Annotated in this window: 19 protein-coding genes; 8 read left to right on the top strand and 11 right to left on the bottom strand. The window is 64.7% G+C overall.

From position 1 onward, the window contains the following. The first annotated feature begins 65 nt into the window (after window positions 1–65). Window positions 66–1337, top strand: a complete 1272-nt coding sequence (locus KSS95_RS05750; RefSeq protein WP_217852418.1) for an Hsp70 family protein — start codon at window positions 66–68, stop codon at window positions 1335–1337. A gap of 132 nt (window positions 1338–1469) precedes the next feature. Here the strand turns inward: KSS95_RS05750 and KSS95_RS05745 are convergent, their stop codons facing one another. The 3 genes from KSS95_RS05745 to KSS95_RS05735 all read right to left on the bottom strand — a co-directional run bounded on the left by KSS95_RS05745 (window position 1470) and on the right by KSS95_RS05735 (window position 3684). Next, window positions 1470–2477 (bottom strand): AI-2E family transporter, encoded by a 1008-nt coding sequence (locus KSS95_RS05745; RefSeq protein WP_217852416.1) that lies wholly within the window; start codon window positions 2475–2477, stop codon window positions 1470–1472. Window positions 2478–2547: 70 nt separating this feature from the next. Further along, window positions 2548–2832: a PsiF family protein gene (locus tag KSS95_RS05740; protein ID WP_217852414.1), complete on the bottom strand. Its 285-nt coding sequence runs from the start codon at window positions 2830–2832 to the stop codon at window positions 2548–2550. A 63-nt stretch (window positions 2833–2895) separates the two neighbouring features. Beyond that, on the bottom strand, window positions 2896–3684 hold the full coding sequence (locus KSS95_RS05735; protein ID WP_217852412.1) for an AraC family transcriptional regulator: 789 nt from the start codon (window positions 3682–3684) through the stop codon (window positions 2896–2898). Between the two features lie 214 nt (window positions 3685–3898). On the opposite strand from KSS95_RS05735, the gene KSS95_RS05730 reads away from it, so the two are divergent. Beyond that, entirely contained in the window at window positions 3899–4771 is an 873-nt protein-coding gene (locus tag KSS95_RS05730) for a DMT family transporter (RefSeq protein ID WP_217852410.1), read from the top strand. A gap of 99 nt (window positions 4772–4870) precedes the next feature. On the opposite strand, the gene KSS95_RS05725 is transcribed toward KSS95_RS05730, so the two are convergent. Next, a complete protein-coding gene (locus tag KSS95_RS05725; protein WP_217852408.1) occupies window positions 4871–5761 on the bottom strand; it encodes a lipase family alpha/beta hydrolase in 891 nt (296 codons plus the stop codon). Window positions 5762–5884: 123 nt separating this feature from the next. Here KSS95_RS05725 and osmE point away from each other — a divergent pair, with 123 nt between their 5' ends. Then, entirely contained in the window at window positions 5885–6226 is a 342-nt protein-coding gene (osmE, locus tag KSS95_RS05720) for an osmotically-inducible lipoprotein OsmE (RefSeq protein ID WP_217852406.1), read from the top strand. 6 nt (window positions 6227–6232) lie between these two features. Beyond that, a complete protein-coding gene (locus KSS95_RS05715) occupies window positions 6233–6790 on the top strand; it encodes a ferritin-like domain-containing protein (RefSeq protein WP_225935561.1) in 558 nt (185 codons plus the stop codon). Window positions 6791–6853: 63 nt separating this feature from the next. Here the strand turns inward: KSS95_RS05715 and KSS95_RS05710 are convergent, their stop codons facing one another. Further along, on the bottom strand, window positions 6854–8920 hold the full coding sequence (locus tag KSS95_RS05710) for an AsmA family protein (RefSeq protein ID WP_217852404.1): 2067 nt from the start codon (window positions 8918–8920) through the stop codon (window positions 6854–6856). A 339-nt stretch (window positions 8921–9259) separates the two neighbouring features. Here KSS95_RS05710 and KSS95_RS05705 point away from each other — a divergent pair, with 339 nt between their 5' ends. From KSS95_RS05705 to KSS95_RS05695, 3 genes are all read left to right on the top strand, one after another. After that, complete coding sequence (locus KSS95_RS05705) at window positions 9260–9715, top strand: phage infection protein (protein ID WP_217852402.1); 456 nt, start codon at window positions 9260–9262, stop codon at window positions 9713–9715. A gap of 122 nt (window positions 9716–9837) precedes the next feature. After that, window positions 9838–10470, top strand: a complete 633-nt coding sequence (locus KSS95_RS05700; RefSeq protein ID WP_217852400.1) for a TetR family transcriptional regulator — start codon at window positions 9838–9840, stop codon at window positions 10468–10470. An 85-nt stretch (window positions 10471–10555) separates the two neighbouring features. Continuing rightward, window positions 10556–11644: an AGE family epimerase/isomerase gene (locus KSS95_RS05695; RefSeq protein WP_217852398.1), complete on the top strand. Its 1089-nt coding sequence runs from the start codon at window positions 10556–10558 to the stop codon at window positions 11642–11644. Window positions 11645–11801: 157 nt separating this feature from the next. On the opposite strand, the gene KSS95_RS05690 is transcribed toward KSS95_RS05695, so the two are convergent. The 6 genes from KSS95_RS05690 to KSS95_RS05665 all read right to left on the bottom strand — a co-directional run bounded on the left by KSS95_RS05690 (window position 11802) and on the right by KSS95_RS05665 (window position 18367). Then, entirely contained in the window at window positions 11802–12560 is a 759-nt protein-coding gene (locus tag KSS95_RS05690; RefSeq protein WP_217852396.1) for an SDR family oxidoreductase, read from the bottom strand. Window positions 12561–13270: 710 nt separating this feature from the next. After that, window positions 13271–13987, bottom strand: a complete 717-nt coding sequence (locus KSS95_RS05685; protein ID WP_134690268.1) for an ABC transporter ATP-binding protein — start codon at window positions 13985–13987, stop codon at window positions 13271–13273. Continuing rightward, window positions 13984–14859, bottom strand: a complete 876-nt coding sequence (locus KSS95_RS05680) for an ABC transporter ATP-binding protein (protein WP_217852395.1) — start codon at window positions 14857–14859, stop codon at window positions 13984–13986. Before KSS95_RS05680 ends, KSS95_RS05685 begins: the two co-directional genes overlap by 4 nt. Continuing rightward, the gene (gene livM / locus KSS95_RS05675; RefSeq protein WP_217852394.1) at window positions 14856–16157 is read right to left on the bottom strand and encodes a high-affinity branched-chain amino acid ABC transporter permease LivM; all 1302 of its coding nucleotides are present in this window, start codon (window positions 16155–16157) and stop codon (window positions 14856–14858) included. Before livM ends, KSS95_RS05680 begins: the two co-directional genes overlap by 4 nt. Before the next feature lie 2 nt (window positions 16158–16159). Next, the gene (locus KSS95_RS05670) at window positions 16160–17074 is read right to left on the bottom strand and encodes an ABC transporter permease subunit (protein WP_134690271.1); all 915 of its coding nucleotides are present in this window, start codon (window positions 17072–17074) and stop codon (window positions 16160–16162) included. 156 nt (window positions 17075–17230) lie between these two features. Then, window positions 17231–18367 carry a branched-chain amino acid ABC transporter substrate-binding protein gene (locus KSS95_RS05665; protein WP_217852393.1) on the bottom strand — a complete coding sequence of 379 codons (1137 nt, stop codon included), beginning with the start codon at window positions 18365–18367 and terminating at the stop codon, window positions 17231–17233. Window positions 18368–18831: 464 nt separating this feature from the next. Here KSS95_RS05665 and pncB point away from each other — a divergent pair, with 464 nt between their 5' ends. Continuing rightward, window positions 18832–20037 carry a nicotinate phosphoribosyltransferase gene (gene pncB / locus KSS95_RS05660; protein WP_217852391.1) on the top strand — a complete coding sequence of 402 codons (1206 nt, stop codon included), beginning with the start codon at window positions 18832–18834 and terminating at the stop codon, window positions 20035–20037. The last annotated feature ends 1 nt before the right edge of the window (window position 20038 follow it).

Genomic DNA, 20038 nt, shown 5'->3' with positions numbered 1-20038 from the left:
GGTCTTGATTTAGCCGCAGAACGGCATAAACTGCGCGGCCGTTTTGCCTCCGGAAGCACTCCTTCATGTCTGACGTATCCCCGGCCCGCGCCCTCGGCATCGACTTCGGCACCTCCAACTCCACGGTCGGCTGGCACCGCCCGGGCGTCGAATCGCTGATCGCCCTGGAAGACGGCAAGATCACCCTGCCCTCGGTGGTCTTCTTCAATATCGAGGAGCGTCGCCCGGTGTATGGCCGCCTGGCCCTGCACGAGTACCTGGAGGGCTACGAAGGCCGCCTGATGCGCTCGCTCAAGAGCCTGCTGGGCTCCAAGCTGATCAAGCACGACACCAGCGTGCTGGGCAGCGCCCTGCCGTTCAAGGACCTGCTGGGCATGTTCATCGGCGAGCTGAAAAAACGCGCCGAAGCCGATGCCGGCCGTGAGTTCGAGCAGGTGGTGCTGGGCCGCCCGGTGTTCTTCGTCGACGAAGACCCCGCCGCCGACCAGGAGGCCGAGGACACCTTGGCCGACGTGGCGCGCAAGATCGGCTTCAAGGACGTGTCGTTCCAATACGAGCCGATCGCCGCGGCGTTCGACTACGAGTCGGGTATCAGCCGCGAAGAGCTGGTGCTCATCGTCGATATCGGCGGTGGTACCTCGGACTTTACCCTGATCCGCCTGTCACCCGAGCGCCACCAGGTGGCCGAGCGCCAGGACGACATCCTCGCCACCGGCGGCGTGCACATCGGCGGCACCGACTTCGACAAGCAACTGAGCCTGCAGGGCGTGATGCCGCTGTTCGGCTACGGCAGCCGGATGAAGAGCGGCGCGCTGATGCCTACCAGCTACCACCTCAACCTGGCCACCTGGCACACCATCAACACCCTGTACTCGCAGAAATCGCAGCTGGCCCTGGGCAGCATGCGCTACGACATCGAGGACACCCTTGGCATCGACCGCCTGTTCAACCTGATCGAACAGCGCGCCGGGCATTGGTTGGCGATGGAGGTGGAGGCCAGCAAGATCGAACTGACCGAGCGCGACAGCCGGAGCATCGACTTTGGCCGGATCGAGCCGCAGCTGTCGGCCGAGTTGACCCGGGTGCTGTTCGAGGAGGCCATCGACGGGCTGCTGGAGCGGGTGCGCGGCAGCGTCAGCGAGCTGCTGGCCAAGGCCGGCGTGAACGAAGGGCAGGTGGACACGGTGTTCTTCACCGGTGGTTCCAGCGGCATTCCGGCGCTGCGCAACAGCGTGGCGGCGATGCTGCCCAATGCGCGGCATGTGGAAGGCAATATCTTCGGCAGCATCGGCAGCGGATTGGCCATCGAGGCGCGCAAGCGTTACGGCGCCGCCTGAGGCTCCCGCCCTGTAGGAGCCAGCTTGCTGGCGAACCAGGCGCCGCGGTGGATGGCACCGGCTACGCCGGTGTTCGCCGGCAAGCCGGCTCCTACACGTATAGCGTAGGAGCCGGCTTGCCGGCGAACAGGATCAAACCAACTCCGCCCGCTTCAACTCACTCTTCAGGTAGGCGTAATAGATCGGCCCCGCCACCACCCCCGGCAAGCCGAACGCCGCCTCGAACACCAGCATCGCCAGCAACAGCTCCCAGGCCTTGGCACTGATCTGCCCACCGACGATCCGCGCGTTGAGGAAGTACTCGACCTTGTGGATCACGATCAGGTAGCCCAGCGCCGCCATCGCCACCCAGATCGACAGCGACAAGCCGACGATGGTGATCAGGGTGTTGGACATCAGGTTGCCAATCACCGGCAGCAGCCCGAGCAGGAAGGTCAGCACGATCAGGGTCTTGGTCAACGGCAGGTGCACGCCGAACAGCGGCAGCACCACGGCCAGGAAGATGCCAGTGAAGACAGTGTTGAGCAGCGAGATCTTGATCTGCGCGAAGACGATGTTGCGAAACGCCTGCACCAGCAGGCTCAGGCGCTCGAACAGCGCCGCGGCCAGCGGCTTGCGCCGTGACACGTCGGGGATGCGCTGCAAGGCGACGATGGCGCCGAGGATCATGCCGATCAGCAAGGTCACGAACATGTGCGCCATGCCCTTGCCGACCAGTTGCAGTTCGCTCAGGTGGCTCTTGAGCCAATCGCCGATGGCCACCTTGAATTCGGCGGCGCTGGCCGGCAGGTAGGCGTCGATGAACGGCGGCAACTGGCCACGGGCGCGCTCGACCAGGGCCATGAACTTGTCCAGCGAGGCCCCCGGGTTTTCGGCCTCGTGCAAAAGGAAACTGAAGGCGCCGGCGATCAGCAACGTCAGCGTGCTCACCACCAGGGTGCCGAGCAGCGCCACCGCCAGCCAGCGCGCGCGTTGCCCGGCGATCAGCGGCTGCAGGCGGGGGGTGAGCATGTTGACCAGCTCGAACACCAGCAAGCCGGCCAGCAGGCTCGGCAGCAGTTTCAGCGGCAGCGCCAGCAACAGGCCGGCGACGACGATAAGCAGGCTGGCAAGGGTGATCTGGCGGGGGGTGAAGGTCATACAGCCTCGACGGCAGACAGCGGAAAGACCCGCAGTCTGCCAGCCTTCCTGGCAGAGGCATAGGCGCAGGTCATTTCTTCTTCAGGCAGTCGCTCATGTAGGCCTTGCGCTCGTCGCCCTTGAGCGCCTTGGTGGTGGCGTCGGCGTTGCAGGTCTTCATCTTCTCCTGCTGGGTGGCCGGCTGGCTCTTCTTCAGGCAGGTGCTCATGAACGCCTTGCGCTCGTCGCCCTTGAGGGCCTTGGCGGTGGCGTCGGCGTTGCAGGTCTTCATCTTTTCCTGTTGCGCGGTGGCGGCGAATCCTTGCCCGGCGATCAACATGCCCAACACCAGCAGGGGTACGTGCAGCAGCTTCATGGAGTGGTCTCCTTGTTCCCGCGCCCGATGCGCGGTCGTCGAGCAGAGTGTAGACAACAATTCTTACATCTCTGTCCGCGCTTGCCGCCGGTACTGCTCCGGCGTGCAGTGGGCCTGGCGCTGGAACATGACGATGAAGGCCGAGGCGCTGCTGTAGCCGAGGTCGAAGGCGATGGCCTGGATCGGCAAGCCTGCCTCCAGCGCCTCGATGGCCCGCAGGAAACGCAGGCGCAGGCGCCATTCGCCAAAGCTCATGCCCAGTTCGCGCAGGCAGTGGCGCGCCAAGGTGCGCTCGCTGACGTGCACCTGGGCGGCCCAGTCGGCCAGCGGGCGGTTGTCGCCGGGCTCGGCATGCAACGCCTCGAGCACCTGGCGCAGGCCATCGCTGTGGGCGAACGGCAGGTAGCAGGTCTGGGTCGGGATCTGGTGCAACTGGTCGATGAGCACCTGTACCAGGCGCTGGTCGCGCGCGTCCTGGGCGACCTTGAGGTCGCGGCGGGCGAAGTCGCCGAGGATCGCCCTGAGGATATCGCTGGTCAGCAGGCTGCAGGCCTGGCGCGGCAGCTCGGCGCACAGGCTGCGGTCCAGGTACACCGAGCGGTAGACGATGGCCTGGGGATTGTAGCTGCCATGCTCGGCATCCGGCGGCACCCACACCGCGTAGTGCGGCGGCGAGATGAAGCGCTGGCCTTCGACATCCAGGTGCATCAGGCCGTGGGAGGCATAGTTGAGCTGGCCCCAGGGGTGGCGATGGGGGGCGCTGTGGGTGTCGGCGCCGAACTCGTCGTAGCGGAAGTACACCGGGGCCGGCAGTTGGTCGAAACGGGGGATGTCGAGGAATTTGCGGGCCATGCTGTCTGCTTCGCGGGGTAGGTTGTCTGGATGGAAGTATAGGCTTACTAACAGACAGACGATAATCATCGCCTGCCTGGGACCGCCTTGCGGTCCTTTCGCGACACAAGGCCGCTCCTACTGAAGAGCGCATCCCTGTAGGACCGGCCTTGTGTCGCGAAAGGGCTGCAAAGCAGCCCCCAGGAACTCCCGCCTTACCGAGAACCTGTGCAACATGAACTACCTCTTCCCCCTTCTGGCCATCCTCATCTGGGCCGGCAACACCGTGGTCACCAAGATGTCCGCAGGTGCCATCTTCCCCGCCGAGATCGGCTTCTACCGCTGGCTGCTGGCAGGCCTGCTGTTCACCCCGTTCCTGCTGCCCAAGGTCTGGCGCAACCGGGCGGCGATTCGCCCGCACCTGGGCAAGGTGTTCGTCCTCGGCGTACTGGGCATGGCCATCTACCAGAGCCTGGCCTACTTTGCCGCGGGCATCACCAGCGCCACCAACATGGGCATCATCCTTTCGCTGATGCCACTGATGTCGCTGGCGCTGTCCATCGCCTGGCTTGGCCAGCGCCTGAGCTACGGCGCGCTGCTGGGTGCGCTGGTGTCGTTCATCGGCGTGCTGGAGGTGGTCTCGGCCGGGCAGCCGGCGACGCTGCTGCACCAGGGCTTGAACGGTGGCGACCTGCTGATGCTGGTGGCCACCCTGGCCTATGCGCTGTACAGCTTCCTGCTGAAGAAATGGCAACTGCGCCTGCCGCCGCTGCAACTGCTGTACCTGCAAGTGCTGGTGGCGATCCTGGTACTGCTGCCGCTGTTCGTGCTGTCGCCCAAGACAGGCCTGAACAGCCAGAACCTGGGCCTGGTGCTGTATGCCTGCGTGCTCGCCTCGATGGTGGCGCCGTTGCTGTGGATGCAAGCCGTGCACCGTTTGGGGCCAAGCCGCACCACGCTGTTCTTCAACTTGCTGCCGGTGGTCACGGCGGTGATTGCTGCGGCGGTGCTGGATGAGCAGTTGGCCAGTTATCACCTGGTCGGCGGCCTGTTGACCTTGGTCGGCGTACTGCTGGCCGAACGCTGGACCACGCCGGTACGGCGTTAGCACGCGGGGAGCGATACAAGGCCTCTCCCACAGACGAACGCAATCCCCTGTAGGAGCGGCCTCGTGTCGCGAAAGGGCTGCGCAGCAGCCCCAGGCTTCTCACAGCCCCGCAGCCTTGAGCCGCGCGGCGTGTTCGGTGAACAGCCGCACCGGCTCGGCGCCCTTGCCGACCGCGCCTAATGACTGGTTGACGATATCCAGGTGATCAAGCGGATAGTCGTCACCAATCACCTGGCCCAAGTGCGAGCTGAAGCGCCCGACCATGCCATCGCACCGCCCCTTCTCCCTGACAAAGCTGCGGGAGAACAAGCGGCAGAAGTAGTTGCTGCCGTCGAAGCGGTTCAGCCCCTGGTCGGTGCGCCCCGGCTGCAAGGTGCCTGACCAGGAGTAGTAACGCACGCCGTTCACCTCGGCCGGCCCCTCGCCGCCCCACACCTCGGGCAGCCCCTGTGGATAAGCCTGGTTGAACAGCGCCACTCCGGCGCGGGTCAGCGACTGGTGCGAGGCGTGCACGTCGATCGGCAGCGGATCGCGGCGCCAGCCGGTCTCCAGCCACCCCAGCACTACCGCCAGGCCATGCAGAACCGCCTTGAGGATACGCCCCTGGGCCGAGTCCCCCGGTGCCGTGCGTTCGAGATGGTCGGCCAGCTCCGAGCCATGGTTGGGGCCGGCCACCGAGGTCACCGAAGCCACCCGGTCTGGCCGCTTCGCCGCCGCATAGCGGGCACTGAGCGCGCCCTGGCTGTGGCCGATCAGGTTGACCTTCTCGGCCCCTGTTCGGCGGCAGATGTCCTCGATGATGATCAAGAGCTGCTCGCCGCGCACCTCGCTGGAATGCAGCGGCGACACCTGCACCGGATACACCTGCGCGCCGCCCCGGCGCAACGCCGGCACGATGCCGAACCAGTAGGGATACACCAGCGCCCGCACGAAGCCGAGCATGCCCGGCACCAGCACCAGTGGGTAACGCGTGGCCAGCTCCTGACTCATCAGCCTTGCCCTCTTCCGTGGACGAGCGCCCCACACTACAGCGCGCCCTGGGTCATTCGCAATCGAACTCCCGGCGCGCCGTGCGGTTCCAAGCAGAACAGACCCTGAGCAAGGAGCGGGACCATGTACAAGCAGACCCTGGCCATCCTTCTGGCAAGTGCCACCCTGGCCGCCTGCGGCAGCCGCCCGGAAAACCCGGTGGACTACGTCACCTACCGCGACGAACCGCTGGTCAAGCAGGTCGAGCATGGCATGACCATGCAGAAGGTCATCGCCATCGGCGGCAGCCCGTCGAACGTGATCGACCTGCCCCACGGCGGCACCTGCAACGACTACATCCTCAACCGCGATGGCCACCAGCAGCCCTACTACGTGCGCTTCGACGCCACCGGCCACGTCGATGCCAAGGGCTTCAAGACCTGCAAGCAACGCCAACAAGACAGCGACGCCGTGCACGGCGCATGACACCCCATGACCACCCTGATCGTTTCGGAGATGAACATGAGCGTTGAACTGACCGATGTGAAGACCCTGCGCGAACGCGCCCGCCAGCATGTCGAGCAAGGCGCGGTGACCGAGGGCTACCACGCCGACCGCGAGAAGATCCTGCGCCTGCTCAACGAGTCGCTGGCCACCGAGCTGGTGTGCGTGCTGCGCTACAAGCGCCACTACTTCATGGCCAGCGGCATCAAGGCCAGCGTCGCCGCCGAGGAGTTCCTCGAGCATGCCAACCAGGAAGCCGAACACGCCGACAAGCTGGCCGAGCGCATCGTGCAGCTGGGCGGCGAGCCGGACTTCAACCCGGACAACCTGACAAAGAACTCCCACGCCCAGTACGTGGCGGGCAGTTCGTTGAAGGAGATGGTGCTGGAGGACCTGGTGGCCGAGCGCATCGCCATCGACAGCTACCGCGAGATCATCCAGTACATCGGCGACAAGGACCCGACCACCCGGCGCATCTTCGAGGACATCCTGGCCCAGGAAGAAGAGCACGCCGACGATATGTCCGATCTGTTGCAGGGGCTGTGATTGCAAGGGCTCGGCAACCTGTGCGGGAGCGGCCTTGCGTCGCGAAAGGGCCGCAAAGCGGCCCTATTTCTTGCCCTTCACCGCCGCCGGCGCCTTGCCGGCGCGCATCTGCTGCAACAACGGCGTGCACTGGTTGGGCGCATCGCCGCTGCTCGGCGCAATCAGCGCCAGCAGCCCCGCCGCCGGCCCGGCCACCACGCCGAGCGCCACCATCCCGGCCCCGCGCAATGCCAGCGGCACCGCCTGCACCCCGGCGCTCGGCTTGGCGAACGGCCCGCGCACATACAACGGTGAACGCAGCGAGAACAAGCGCAGGCCTTTCGACTCCGGGGTGATCTTCAGGTCCAACTGCTCGCTGGCGAAATTGGCCGTGCCGTTGATGTAGATGATCGCGTTCTCGGTATCGAACACGAACAGGCGAGTGGTCGCCAGGCCCTCCTTGATGCCGACATCGGCCGCCGCGCAGTTGATCTTCACCTCTTCGTCACCGAACAACTTGCCGATCACGTAGTTGCCGACGTTGAGCCCGGCGATCTCCATCAGGCTGCGGCTGATCGCGCCGTCGTTGATCAACAGGCGCAGGTCACCGTTGGCGGTGCCGAGCAACGCCGCCACCGAGTTGCCACGGCCGGTGATGTCGGCGTCGCCATTGAGCTCGCCGAAGCTGGTCTGCATGGGCGCGAAACTGGGGAACAACTGCTTGAGCTTGAATCCCCGGGCGGTGAGCTGGGCGCGCCCCTGCATCGGCGTGCTGCGCCCGTCCAGGCGAATGTTGGAGTCAAGATTGCCCCCGGCCACGCCGAAGCGCAGCGGCTCAAGACGCAGCAGGCCGTCCTCGAGGATCACATGGGCGGACAGGTCGTTGAACGGCAGCTTCTCGCTGTGCACGATGCGCTTGCCGGCAAAGGTCACGTCGGCATCCATGGCCCGCCAGCGCTCGGTGCGGAACGCCTCTACCGGCAACACCTTGTTGGCCGGCTGCTTGCTGGCCCCACCGCGGGCCTTCTGCTCGGCGTTGGAGTCGGCGCCGATCAGCGGTGCCAGGTCCTTGAACAGCAATTGATTGGAAACCAGGTTGCCGGACAGTTTCGGCCGGGGCTGGCTGGCGACGAAGGCCAGGTCGCCGTGGATATCACTGTCGCCGATCTTGCCGTTGAAGCCTTCATAGCGAAAATGCGCGCCCTCGGCGGCATGCAGGTTGGCGCTCAGGTGGCCGTCGGTGGCGTAGGGCGGAGTGTCGGGCAGGGTCACGCCGGTCAGCGGGTAGAGGTTGCCCAGGCTGCTGCCAGAGAGTTTCAGGCGCAGGTCGAGGGCACCCAGGTTGCGGGGGTCGGTCAGGGTACCGGCAAGGGCGATATGGGTATCGCCAATGCGCACGTCGGCCTGCAGCGGGAATGGCTGGCTGGCGTCCTGCAGCGCCAGCAGGCCGCCGATCTTGCCGGTGCCGGCCACCGCCTGGCCCTTGTAGCGACCCTGGGCCTTGAGGCCGAAGGCATAGTCCTGGGCCTTGCCGGCCTTCTCGGCGCGGGCCTTGCCGACGATGTCGCTGAACGGCACCGGTTTGCCCAAGGGGTCCACCTGGACCTTCATGCGGGTCTTGAGGGTCTGGTCGTCGAAGCTGATGTTGCCCTGGTCGAAACCGATGGCGCCGATATCCAGCTCCCAGCTGGAGGGTGCCTGGTTTTCGTCCTTGGGCCCGAAGTCGAACACCCAGTTGGCCCGGCCGTCAGCCAGCCGGGTCAGGCTGGCAACGGGCTTGACCAGGTCGATCCGCGGGATGCTGATGCGCTGGACGATCAACGCCAGCGGCGCCAGGCGAAACTCCACCCGCTCCAGGCCCACCATGCGCGGTTCCTTGAGCCACTCGGGGTTGCCCAGGCTGAGGTCTTCGGCGGTGAAGTGCGGCCAGGGCACGAAGGCCCGCCAGCCGCCCTCCTCGGGTTCGGTGCGCCAATGCACGGCCAGGTTGCCGTTGATGGCGAAGGGGCGATGCAGGGCCTGGGAAACTTTCTCGTTGAGCAGCGGCTTGACGCGGTTCCAGTCGAAGGTGGCGATGACCACTACCAGGATCGCCAGCAGGGTGGCGAGGGTGGCGAAGGTCCAGATGAGGATTCTGACAGGGCGCGTCATTGCGGGATTCTCCTGACTGCATGGCACAAGGGCGGCGCGCTAATGGCACTCATTATGTCGGACTGATGAAAACCCGCCGGGTTTAATCCGCAGGCCATGATAACCAGGTTTTTCCTGACGTCTTTCTCAGCTTTTGGTCGGTGGCGATCGCCCTTGTTACCGGGCCATTGGCGTGCCACTTTTTCGGGGAACACCCTGTAAACATTGCACCAGAGCGCCTGCGACTCAGTATCAATCGCGTCGATTGTTACCATTATCCTGATGAACTTCTCTCTGCAGTTACCGAGCGTAGCATTGGCTCCGTACCCACTTTCCAGCCCCCGAGAGGAGCACCGAATCATGAAACGCCATCTGCTGCTGAGCCTGACCCTGTCTGTCCTTGCTGCCAACGCTTTCGCCCTGCCGGCCGCCGACCAGCACCTGAACGCCGAATCGCGCTCCAGCGCGGCCACTGTCGCGCAACCGCTGAACACCTTGGCAGAAGGTGGCGCCGAACGCCTGCAAGAACGCGCAGGCCGCGTTGCCGAAGGTGGCTCGGACCGCCTGATCGAACGCAACAACCGTGTCGCCGAAGGGGGCTCGGACCGCCTGATCGAACGCAACAACCGTGTCGCCGAAGGTGGCTCGGACCGCCTGATCGAACGCAGCAACCGTGTCGCCGAAGGGGGCTCGGATCGCCTGATCGAACGCAGCAACCGTGTCGCCGAGGGTGGCGCAGAGCGCCTGAACGAACGTAACAACCGCGTGGCCGAAGGTGGCTCGGATCGTCTGGTCGAACTCAGCCGCGTGAGCTGATCGCCATGGCCAAAAACAACAACCCGCCCCGCTGCGCCTGCTCCCCTCCCAGCCCGGTCCATTGACCGGGCTTCGTTTTTTTATCCACAATCGCAGGCCGTACAGTCAAAGAACCCTGCCCCATGCTGCCGCGCGCCGAACAGAAGCTGCAAACCCGCCAGGCCCTGCTGGATGCCGCCTGCCTGCTCATGGAGAGCGGCCGAGGCTTTGGCAGTATCAGCCTGCGTGAGGTGGCCAAGGCCGCTGGCATCGTGCCCACCGGTTTCTATCGCCACTTCCCCGACATGGACGCCCTGGGCCTGGCCCTGGTGGCCGAGGTCGATACCACGTTCCGCCAGACCATCCGCCTGGTGCGCCACAACGAATTCGAGCTGGGTGGCATCACCGACGCCTCGGTGCGCATCTTCCTCGATGTGGTCACCGCCCACCGCGCGCAGTTCCTGTTCCTCGCCCGCGAGCAATACGGCGGCTCGCAAGCGGTGCGCCAGGCCATCGCCCGCCTGCGCCAGGACATCAGCTCGGACCTGGCCACCGACCTTGCGCGCATGCCGCGCTGGCAGCACCTGGACGGCGCCGCCCTGACGGTAATGGCCGACCTGGTGGTCAAGACCGTGTTCGCCACCCTGCCGGAGCTGATCGACAGCAACGACCCGGCCAATCCACAGGCCATGAGCGCGCAGGAAAAGATCACCCAGCAGCTGCGCTTCATCTTCGTCGGCGCTCGGCACTGGCAGGGGCTGGGCAATCCAGGCTGACGCTGTTGCCCAACAGGATCCTGGGAACGAACCGCTGGCCACTTCTGCTACCATGGCGCCCTGCCCGACCGTCACGAGCGTCACCATGTCCGACCCCTGCCCTGCATTGACCCGTTTCCGCCAGCATTTCGCCGAGCGCATCGTGCCGCTGTGGCAGGGGCCTGGCTGGAACGCCGACATGGCCCTGCCCTTCGAGGCCCTCGACGCCGAGCACCGGCCACTGCCGGTGCAGCGCTACCGGGCCATGGCCTGCGCCCGCCAGTTGTACCTGTTCAGCAGCCGCATCGAGCAACCGGGCGCGGCGCAGCGCGCGGCAGCGCTGTTGCGCTCGCTGCAAAAGCATTTCCATGACGCCGAGCACGGCGGCTGGTTCTACAGCATCGACGCCCAGGGCAAGCCGCTGGACCGGCGCAAGGACCTCTACACCCACGCCTTCATCGTTTTCGCCTGCGCCCACTACTGGGGCAAGGTCGGCGACGGGCTGGTCGAAGCCACGCTCAATGGCGCGCTGGAAGTGATCGCCGGGCAGTTCGCCCGCGACGACGGCCTGTACGAGGCCAGCCTCGGCGAAGACTGGGCGGACCTGGGCAGCGGGCCGCTGCAGAACCCGCAGATGCACTTGGCCGAAGCCTTCTTGCAGGTGCTGGCCGTGCGTGAGGACGAGCCAGTGCGCCAGGCACTGCTGCAACTGTGCGACGCCTTGCAGGCGCAGTTCATCGACCCGGCCCACGGGCTGATGCTGGAGAAACCGCGCGGGGCTGTGGATAACTGGTTCGAGCCGGGCCATCAGTTCGAGTGGTTCTACCTGCTGGACACCTCGCCGCTGCTGCGCGGGACAGCGCTGCACGCCTCCATCACCCGCGCCTTCGACTACGCCGAGCAGTGCGGAGTGAAGGATTCGGCAGTGCTGGCGATGCTGGATGTGGACGGTAAGGTCATCGACGCGACCCAGCGGATCTGGGCGCAAGCCGAATACGTGCGGGCGCTGGCCTTGCGGCCGGACAGCGAAGCGAAGTTGCTGGCGCAGCTACAGGTGCTGGCGTCGCGGTTCCTGCATGAAGGCGGCTGGCATGAGTGCCGTGATGGCGCGGGGACGGTGAGCCGCCATGACATGCCTTCGACTACCCCTTATCACCTGGCGACCTGCCTCGAAGGCTTGCAGCGCCTGAACTGACGCTTTCGCGGGTAAACCCGCTCCTACAGGGACCGCGTCACGTTCAAGATCGGCGCCCTACCTGTAGGAGCCGGCTTGCCGGCGAACACCGGCATAGCCGGTGCCAGCCACCGCGCAGCCAGCTTCGCCAGCAAGGCTGGCTCCTACGGCTCAAGGGTCAGCGGCGGGTGATGGAGAACCCAGCCCAGTCCTGGCTCACCGGCATCAGCTCGAGGCTGTTGATGTTGATGTGCGCCGGCTGGTTGAGAATCCAGAAGATGGTCTCGGCGATATCCTGCGGCTGGATCGGCTCGGCACCGGCATAAGTCGCATCGTACTTGGCCTGGTCGCCGCCGAAGCGCACCAGCGAGAACTCGCTTTCGCACAACCCAGGCTCGATGTTGCTCACCCGTACCCCGGTGCCGCGCAGGTCGCAGCGCAAGCTCAGCGAGAACTGGCCGACGAAGGCCTTGGTGCCGCCATAGACGTTGGCGCCCGGGTACGGATAGTTGCCCGCCACCGAACCGACGTTGAGGATCGATGCGCCGCGCCCATGGGCGATCAGCCGCGGCAGCAGCAGGCGGGTGGTGTACATCAGGCCCTTGATGTTGGTGTCGACCATGGTTTCCCAGTCGTCCAGGCTGCAGTTCTGCGCGGCATCGACGCCCAGCGCCAGGCCGGCGTTGTTGACCAGGCCCTGGAGCTTGTCGAAGCTTGGCGGCAGGCTGGCGATGGCAGCCTCCATCGCCTGGCGATCACGCACATCGACCACCAGGCCGTGCACTTCGGTCTTGGCCGAAAGCTCTTCGCACAGCGCATCCAGACGCTCCTTGCGTCGACCGGTGAGCACCAGTTTCCAGCCGGCGTCGGCGAACCGGCGGGCGGTGGCCTCGCCGAAACCGGAAGTCGCGCCAGTGATGAATACGGTGGACGTCATGCTCTTCTCCTTTCCTTAGCGGTGGGTTGCCTTTTTGCAGGCCTCGCAGCATGCCCAACGCGCGGCTTGCCGACAACCGTTTCCCGCACTGAGCAAAAACTGAGCAGCTGTGCTAAACCCCCGCAATAGGCGGCTTTCACAAGGCTATGCGCATCTTATCCACAAGGCTTTCCCCATGGATTGGGGGCAACTCGTCGGGCCAGGGGAACCCAGGGCTGCAGCACAGATCAGCGCATGATGGCCCAAGGCTTTCAACCATGCCGCCTGCGGCGCTCTGTCCAAGGTTTTTGCACAGAGTTATCCACAGGGTTTGGCAAGGCTGTGCAGCAGTGCCGAATGGTCGAAAATAGCCTGTGCAATCAGCCCTGAAGGGCACCTGATCAAAAAACACACAGGTCACCACAGGCTTTGATAATCAAGGGATACAGAGAGATGCCACCATGTTTTCCACAGGCGGTTCCACATAATCCGTGGAAAGTTTTCCACCTGTGCAAACAAGGGTTTGCAGCAGGGTTGTGGCGTGTTCCAAGAAAGATATGCGACAAGTTGTCCACATGTCGCCAGGCGCCGCGATTCCCTGTAGGAGCGGCCTTGTGTCGCGATTGGGCCGCGAAGTGGCCCCAAGACTTCGGCATCACACAAAATCGCCGGGGCCGCTTCGCGGCCCGATCGCGACACAAGGCCGCTCCTACAAAGGCCGTGCTTAATCCTCAGTGCCCGCCCAGATAGGCGCTGCGCACCTCCTCGTTGACCAACAGCTCCTGCCCGGTACCGGTCATGCGGATCTGCCCGTTGACCATCACGTAGGCGCGGTCCGACAGCTTCAGCGCATGGTTGGCGTTCTGCTCGACCAGGAAGATGGTCATGCCGGTCTGCGCCAGCTCGCGCAGGGTCGCGAAGATCTGCTTGACCACGATCGGCGCCAGCCCCAGCGACGGCTCGTCGAGCAGCAGCAGCTTGGGCCGGCTCATCAACGCCCGGGCAATCGCCAGCATCTGCTGCTCACCGCCGGACATGGTCATCGCCCGCTGGTTGCGTCGCTCCTTGAGCCGTGGGAACAGCTCGTACATGCGCTGCATGTCGGCATCGGCGTGCTTGTCGCCAATGGGAATGGTGCCCATCATCAGGTTTTCCTCGACGGTCATGTCGGGGAACACCCGGCGCCCTTCCGGGGACTGGGCGATGCCGTTGGAGGCGATGTAGTGCGACGACTTGCGGGTGATGTCGGTACCGCGGTAGACGATCTGCCCGGACGCCGCCCGCGGCTGGCCGAAGATCGACATCAGCAACGTCGACTTGCCCGCGCCGTTGGCGCCGATCAGGCTCACCGTCTCGCCCTCGTCGATGTGCATCGAGACCTTCTTCAGCGCCTGGATCGGCCCGTAGAACACGTCCAGGTCCTTCAGCTCGAGAATGGGTGCACTCATACCAGTTCCTCTTCGTCGGCACCCAGGTAGGCGGCGATCACCGTCGGGTTGTTGCGGATGTCCTGTGGCGCGCCCTCGGCGATCACGTTGCCGTGGTCGAGCACGACGATATGGTCGGAGATGCTCATGACCATGCCCATGTCGTGCTCGATCAGCACCACGGTGATGTCGTGCTCGTCGCGCAGCACGCGGATCATGCGGCTGAGCGCCTCGGTTTCCTGGGGGTTGAGGCCGGCGGCCGGCTCGTCCAGGCAGATGATCTTCGGCCGGGTGCACATGGCCCGGGCGATTTCCAGGCGCCGCTGCTGGCCATACGACAGCTCGCCGGCCAGGCGGTTGGCGCAGTCCACCAGGTCGACCACCTCCAGCCAGTAGAAGGCATGGTCCAGCGCGTCGCTCTCGGCCTTGCGGTAGCCGGGGGTGTTGAGCACCCCGGCCAGCAGGTTGCGGTTGACCCACATGTGCTGGGCCACCAGCAGGTTCTCCACCACCGACATTTCCTTGAACAGGCGGATGTTCTGGAACGTCCGCGCAAGACCTGCGCGGTTGACCAGGTGGGTGCCGCCGAACATCTTGTAGTACAGGCGGTTGGCCAAGCGTGCCGGGGACACGAAGTCTGCCACCTGGAAGCGTTCGCCCAGTAGCTGGATGACATTGGTGGTGCTGCCGCGCACGTTCAGCTCGATGCGCCCGCCACTGGCCTTGTAGAAGCCGGTCAGGCAGTTGAACACGGTGGTCTTGCCGGCGCCGTTGGGGCCGATCAGGGCGAAGATCTGGTTGCGCTTCACTTTCAGGCTGACATCGCTGAGCGCCTTGATCCCGCCGAACTGCATCATCAGGTTGTCGACCGACAGAATGATTTCGTCGCTCATGGCGCCACTCCTTTACGCGGGACCACGCCGGTACGGCTGATGCGGATCAGCCCCCGCGGTCGCCAGATCATCATCAGCACCATCAGCACGCCGAACAGCAGCACCCGGTATTCCGAGAAGCTGCGCAGCAGCTCCGGCGCCACGGTGAGCACGAAGGCGGCGATCACCACGCCCACGGTCGAGCCCATGCCGCCGAGCACGACGATGGCCAGGATCAGCGCCGACTCGAAGAAGGTGAACGACGACGGGTTGACGAAGCCCTGGTAGGTGGCGAAGAACACCCCGGCCAGGCCCGCGGTGGATGCCCCGAGGGTGAACGCCGAGAGCTTGACCAGCACGTGGTTCAGGCCCATCGAACGGCAGGCGATCTCGTCTTCGCGCAGCGCTTCCCAGGCACGGCCCACCGGCATGCGGGTCAGCCGGTGCTTGATGTACAGCACCGCCAGCACCACCAGGAACAGCACCGCGTAGATGAACACGAACTTGAGGTTGGCGTTGTATTCGAAGCCGAAGAACTCATGGATCGGCACCCCGCCGTCCTTGGCCCGGCGGCCGAACTCCAGGCCCAGGAAGGTCGGCGAAGGCGCCGGCATGCCATTGGGGCCGCCGGTGAACGACAGCCAGTTGTTCAGCACCAGGCGGATGATCTCGCCGAAGCCCAGGGTGACGATGGCCAGGTAGTCGCCATGCATCCGTAGCACCGGGAAGCCGAGTATGCATCCGGCCAGTGCCGCGGCGATGGCCGCCAGTGGCAGCACGCTCCAGAAGCCCAGGCCCAGGTACTGGTAGCCCAGCGCCAGGCCGTAGGCGCCGATGGCGTAGAACGCCACGTAGCCAAGGTCGAGCAGGCCGGCCAGGCCCACCACGATGTTCAGGCCCAGGCCCAGCAGCACGTAGATCAGGCCGAGGATGACCACCGTCAGCAGGTACTTGTTGGCGAAGATCGGGAACACGATGGCGATCACGATCAACGCCGGGATGATGTAGCGCAGCCGCGTCTTGTAGTTGGGCGCCAGCACATGCACGCCGGAGCCGCCGCTGTCGAAGCCTTGCTGGATGCGCTGGCCGGCGGCGGTCTGCAGGAACAGGCTGAGCACGAAGCGCCCCAGCATCACCGCGCCGACCAGCCAGGCCACGCGCGCGGGTTGGGCGTTGAAGCTGTAGCCGTCGAGCACCACGCCGACCACCGGGCCGAACACGATCAGCGCCAGCAGGCCGGCGACGACCGTTTCGATCAGGCTGCGCTTGAGGTCGAAACTCTTGGTTTGTGTAGCTTGGGCAGTATTGGCAACAGACATGTTCACACCTTAGCCACGAGTGGGCGGCCCAGCAGGCCTTGTGGACGGAAGATGAGGATGATCACCAGCAGCGAGAAGCTGAACACGTCCTTGTAGTCGGAGTTGATCATGCCCGAGAACAGCGACTCGGAGATCCCCAGGATGATCCCGCCGAGCATGGCCCCCGGCAGCGAGCCGATGCCGCCGAGCACCGCGGCGGTGAACGCCTTGATGCCGATGATGAAGCCGGCGTAGAAGTCGAAGGTGCCGTAGTTCATGGTGATCAGCACGCCGGCCAGCGCGGCCATCACCGCACCGATGACGAACACGTAGGAAATCACCCGGTCGGTGTTGATGCCGAGGATCGAGGCCATCTTGCGGTCTTGCTGGGTAGCCCGGCACATGCGTCCGAGCTTGGTGTACTTGATCACGTAGGTGAGCAGGCCCATGCCGACGAAGGCGGCCACGAGAATGAAGATCTTGGTGTAGGTCAGTTGCACGAAGCCTGTGCCCACCTCGACGCGCATGGCCCCTTCGAGCAGGGTCGGCACGCCTTGCTGGCGGGCGCCCTGGCTGATCTGCGCGTAGTTCTGCAGGATCAGCGAAATACCGATGGCGCTGATCAAGGGCGCCAGGCGGGTGGAGTTGCGCAGGGGTTTGTAGGCGATGCGTTCGATGGTGAAGCCATAGACGCCGGTGACGACAACGGTGAACAACAGCGTGCCGAGCATCAGCAGCGGAAACGACTCGATGCCGAAATAGGCCAGCAATGCCAGGCTGATCGCCGCCAGGTACGCGGAGATCATGTACACCTCGCCGTGCGCGAAGTTGATCATGCCGATGATGCCATAGACCATTGTGTAGCCGATGGCGATCAGGCCGTAGACCGACCCGAGGGTCAGGCCGTTGACCAGTTGCTGCAGGAAAATACCATCCATAACGCAATCTCACCTGATTGAGATTGCACGAGCGCCGACCACGCAGGGCCCGGATGCAGCGGCCCTCGCAGCGCAGAACTGTGCACATCTACTGACAATGACAGGTACCGCGGGGCAGCGGCCCGGGGCGTCGCGCGCCCGGGCCGCGGGCCGTTGTTATTGTTGTTTTTCCAGCTGGTGGTACTTGCCGTTGGCATCCCACTGGTAGACCACGTAGTCGGAGACGGTCAGGTCGCCCTTGCTGTCCCACTTCTTCTCGCCCATGACGGTCTTGACCGGGTTGGCCTTGAGCCACTTGGCGGCGTCTTCGCCCTTGTTCGACTTGGCGCCGTTGAACGCGGCGGCCAGGGCCTGGACCGAGGCATAGGCGTACAGGGTGTAGCCTTCCGGCTCGGTGCCGTTCTTGCGGAACTCCTCGACCACCGCCTTGCTGTCGGGCAGCAGGCGCGGGTCGGCGCCGAAGGTCATGTACACGCCGTTGGTGTACTGGGCGCCGCCAGCGGTGGCCACCAGTTCGTCGGTGACGATGCCATCGTCGGACATGAACGCAACGTCCTTCAGGCCCTGTTCGCGCAGCTGGCGCACCAGCGGGCCGGCCTCGGGGTGCAGGCCGCCGAAGTAGACGACATCGGCACCGGCGGCGCGGATCTTGGTGACCACGGCGCTGAAGTCCTTCTCGCCGCGGGTCAGGCCCTCGTACAGCACCGGGGTGACGCCGCGCTTGATCAACTGCGCCTTGGTCGCGTCGGCCAGGCCCTGGCCATAGGTGTCCTTGTCATGCAGCACCACCACCTTCTTGCCCTTGAGCACATCGACGATGTAGTTGCCGGCGACGATGCCCTGCTGGTCGTCACGGCCGCACATGCGGAACATGGCGTTCAGGCCGCGCTCGGTGACCTGCGGGTTGGTCGAACCGGGGGTGATGGCGATCACGCCGGCCTCGTCGTAGACCTCGGAGGCGGGAATGGTGTTGGAGGAACAGAAGTGGCCGACCACGCCGATCACCTTGTCCTGGTCGACCAGGCGGTTGGCCACCGATACCGCCTGCTTGGGCTCGCAGGCGTCATCGCCCTTGACCAGGACGATCTTCTCGCCATTCACGCCACCGGCCTTGTTGATCACATCGGCCGCGGCCTGCGCACCTTTCATGTACTGCTCGCCAAACGCTGCGTTGGCCCCGGTCATCGGGCCCGCGACGCCGATCTTGATGTCGGCCTGAACATACGAAGAAACACCCAGGGCCGTGGCCACGGCCAGTGCCAGGAAACCTTTCTTGTAAAACGTCTGCGACATGAGGTGGTGCTCCTAGAGTATTTTTTTTGGTTGGCACTACAACTTCTCAGCCCTGTGCTCCGAGCAAGGGCCGTGCCATTGGATTTGTCTTCTGGGAAAACACACTGTGACGGGCGCGCGGATGCGACCGGCGGCCTTTTCTTTATTGAGCGTGCAACCGTCTGCCATGAGGCAAGCGCCACCGACACGCCTAGACAAGGAGCAACCGTCGAGTGCCATCATTGCAACCCTGGCAAGTGTTAACGTGCAACCACGCTGTAACAGCGGACGTCACCGAACTGCACACCACTGGTGCGCGACTGCTACAGGGAGCACTGTTTGAAGGCTAGCGGGTGCACGGAAAATTACCTGCTCGGCCACCTGCTGCAGGTTGCCTGTGGCGCCGGCTTGCCGGCGAAGAGGCACATCAAAGCCGCAAAGGCTGGCACAATACCCACCATTGCCCGCCCTGGAGCTTCCCCCTGATGAGCGAGAGCGCATTCGCCGAGCGCATCGTGCACAACCTGCTCGACACCGACTTCTACAAACTGACGATGATGCAGGCCGTGCTGCACAACTACCCGGACGCCGACGTCGAATGGGAGTTTCGCTGCCGTAATGGCGAGGACCTGCGCCCCTACCTGGGCGAGATCCGCCACCAGCTCGAGCTGCTCGCCGAGCTCACCCTGGATGACGGCCAGCTGGCCTTCCTCGAGCGCATCAGTTTCCTCAAGCCAGACTTCCTGCGCTTCCTGCGCCTGTTCCGCTTCAACCTGCGCTACGTGCGCATCGGCATCGACAACGACCAGCTGTTCCTGCGCCTGAAAGGCCCATGGCTGCATGTGATCCTGTTCGAGGTGCCGTTGCTGGCGATCATCAGCGAGGTGCGCAACCGCCAGCTGCATCCGCGCATGCGCCTGAGCGAAGCCCGCGACCAGCTGCACCGCAAGTTCGACTGGCTGCGCGCCCATGCCAGCGCCGACGAGCTGGCCGAGTTGCAAGTGGCTGACTTCGGCACCCGTCGGCGCTTCTCCAGCCGGGTCCAGGCCGAGGTGGTGCAGGTGTTGCGCGATGACTTCCCGGGGCGCTTCGTTGGCACCAGCAACGTCGACCTGGCCTGGAAGCTGGACATCAAGCCGCTGGGCACCATGGCCCACGAATGGATCATGGCCCACCAGCAACTCGGCCCACGGCTGATCGACAGCCAGATCGCCGCCCTGGACTGCTGGGTGCGCGAGTATCGTGGGCTGCTTGGCATCGCCCTGACCGACTGCATCACCATGGATGCCTTCCTGAAGGATTTCGACCTGTACTTCGCCAAGCTGTTCGATGGCCTGCGCCACGACTCGGGCGAGCCGGTACAGTGGGCGGAAAAGGCCATCGCCCATTACCAGAAGCTCGGCATCGACCCGATGACCAAGACCCTGGTGTTCTCCGACGGCCTGAACCTGACCCGTTCGCTGGAAATCTTCCGCGCCCTGCGCGGGCGCATCAACGTCAGCTTCGGCATCGGCACCAACCTGACCTGCGATATTCCGGGCGTGGCGCCAATGAGCATCGTGCTGAAAATGACCGACTGCAACGGCTCGCCGGTGGCGAAGATCTCCGACGAAGCCGCCAAGACCCAGTGCCGCGACGCCAACTTCGTCGCCTACCTGCGTCACGTATTCAAAGTCCCCAGCAAGGAGTAAC

Origin of the sequence: Pseudomonas muyukensis (genome assembly GCF_019139535.1) — a bacterium.
GTDB classification, from domain to species: Bacteria; Pseudomonadota; Gammaproteobacteria; order Pseudomonadales; family Pseudomonadaceae; genus Aquipseudomonas; species Aquipseudomonas muyukensis.
Note: the sequence above shows the minus strand (reverse complement) of the source record. Positions and strands in the feature narration are given on the sequence as shown.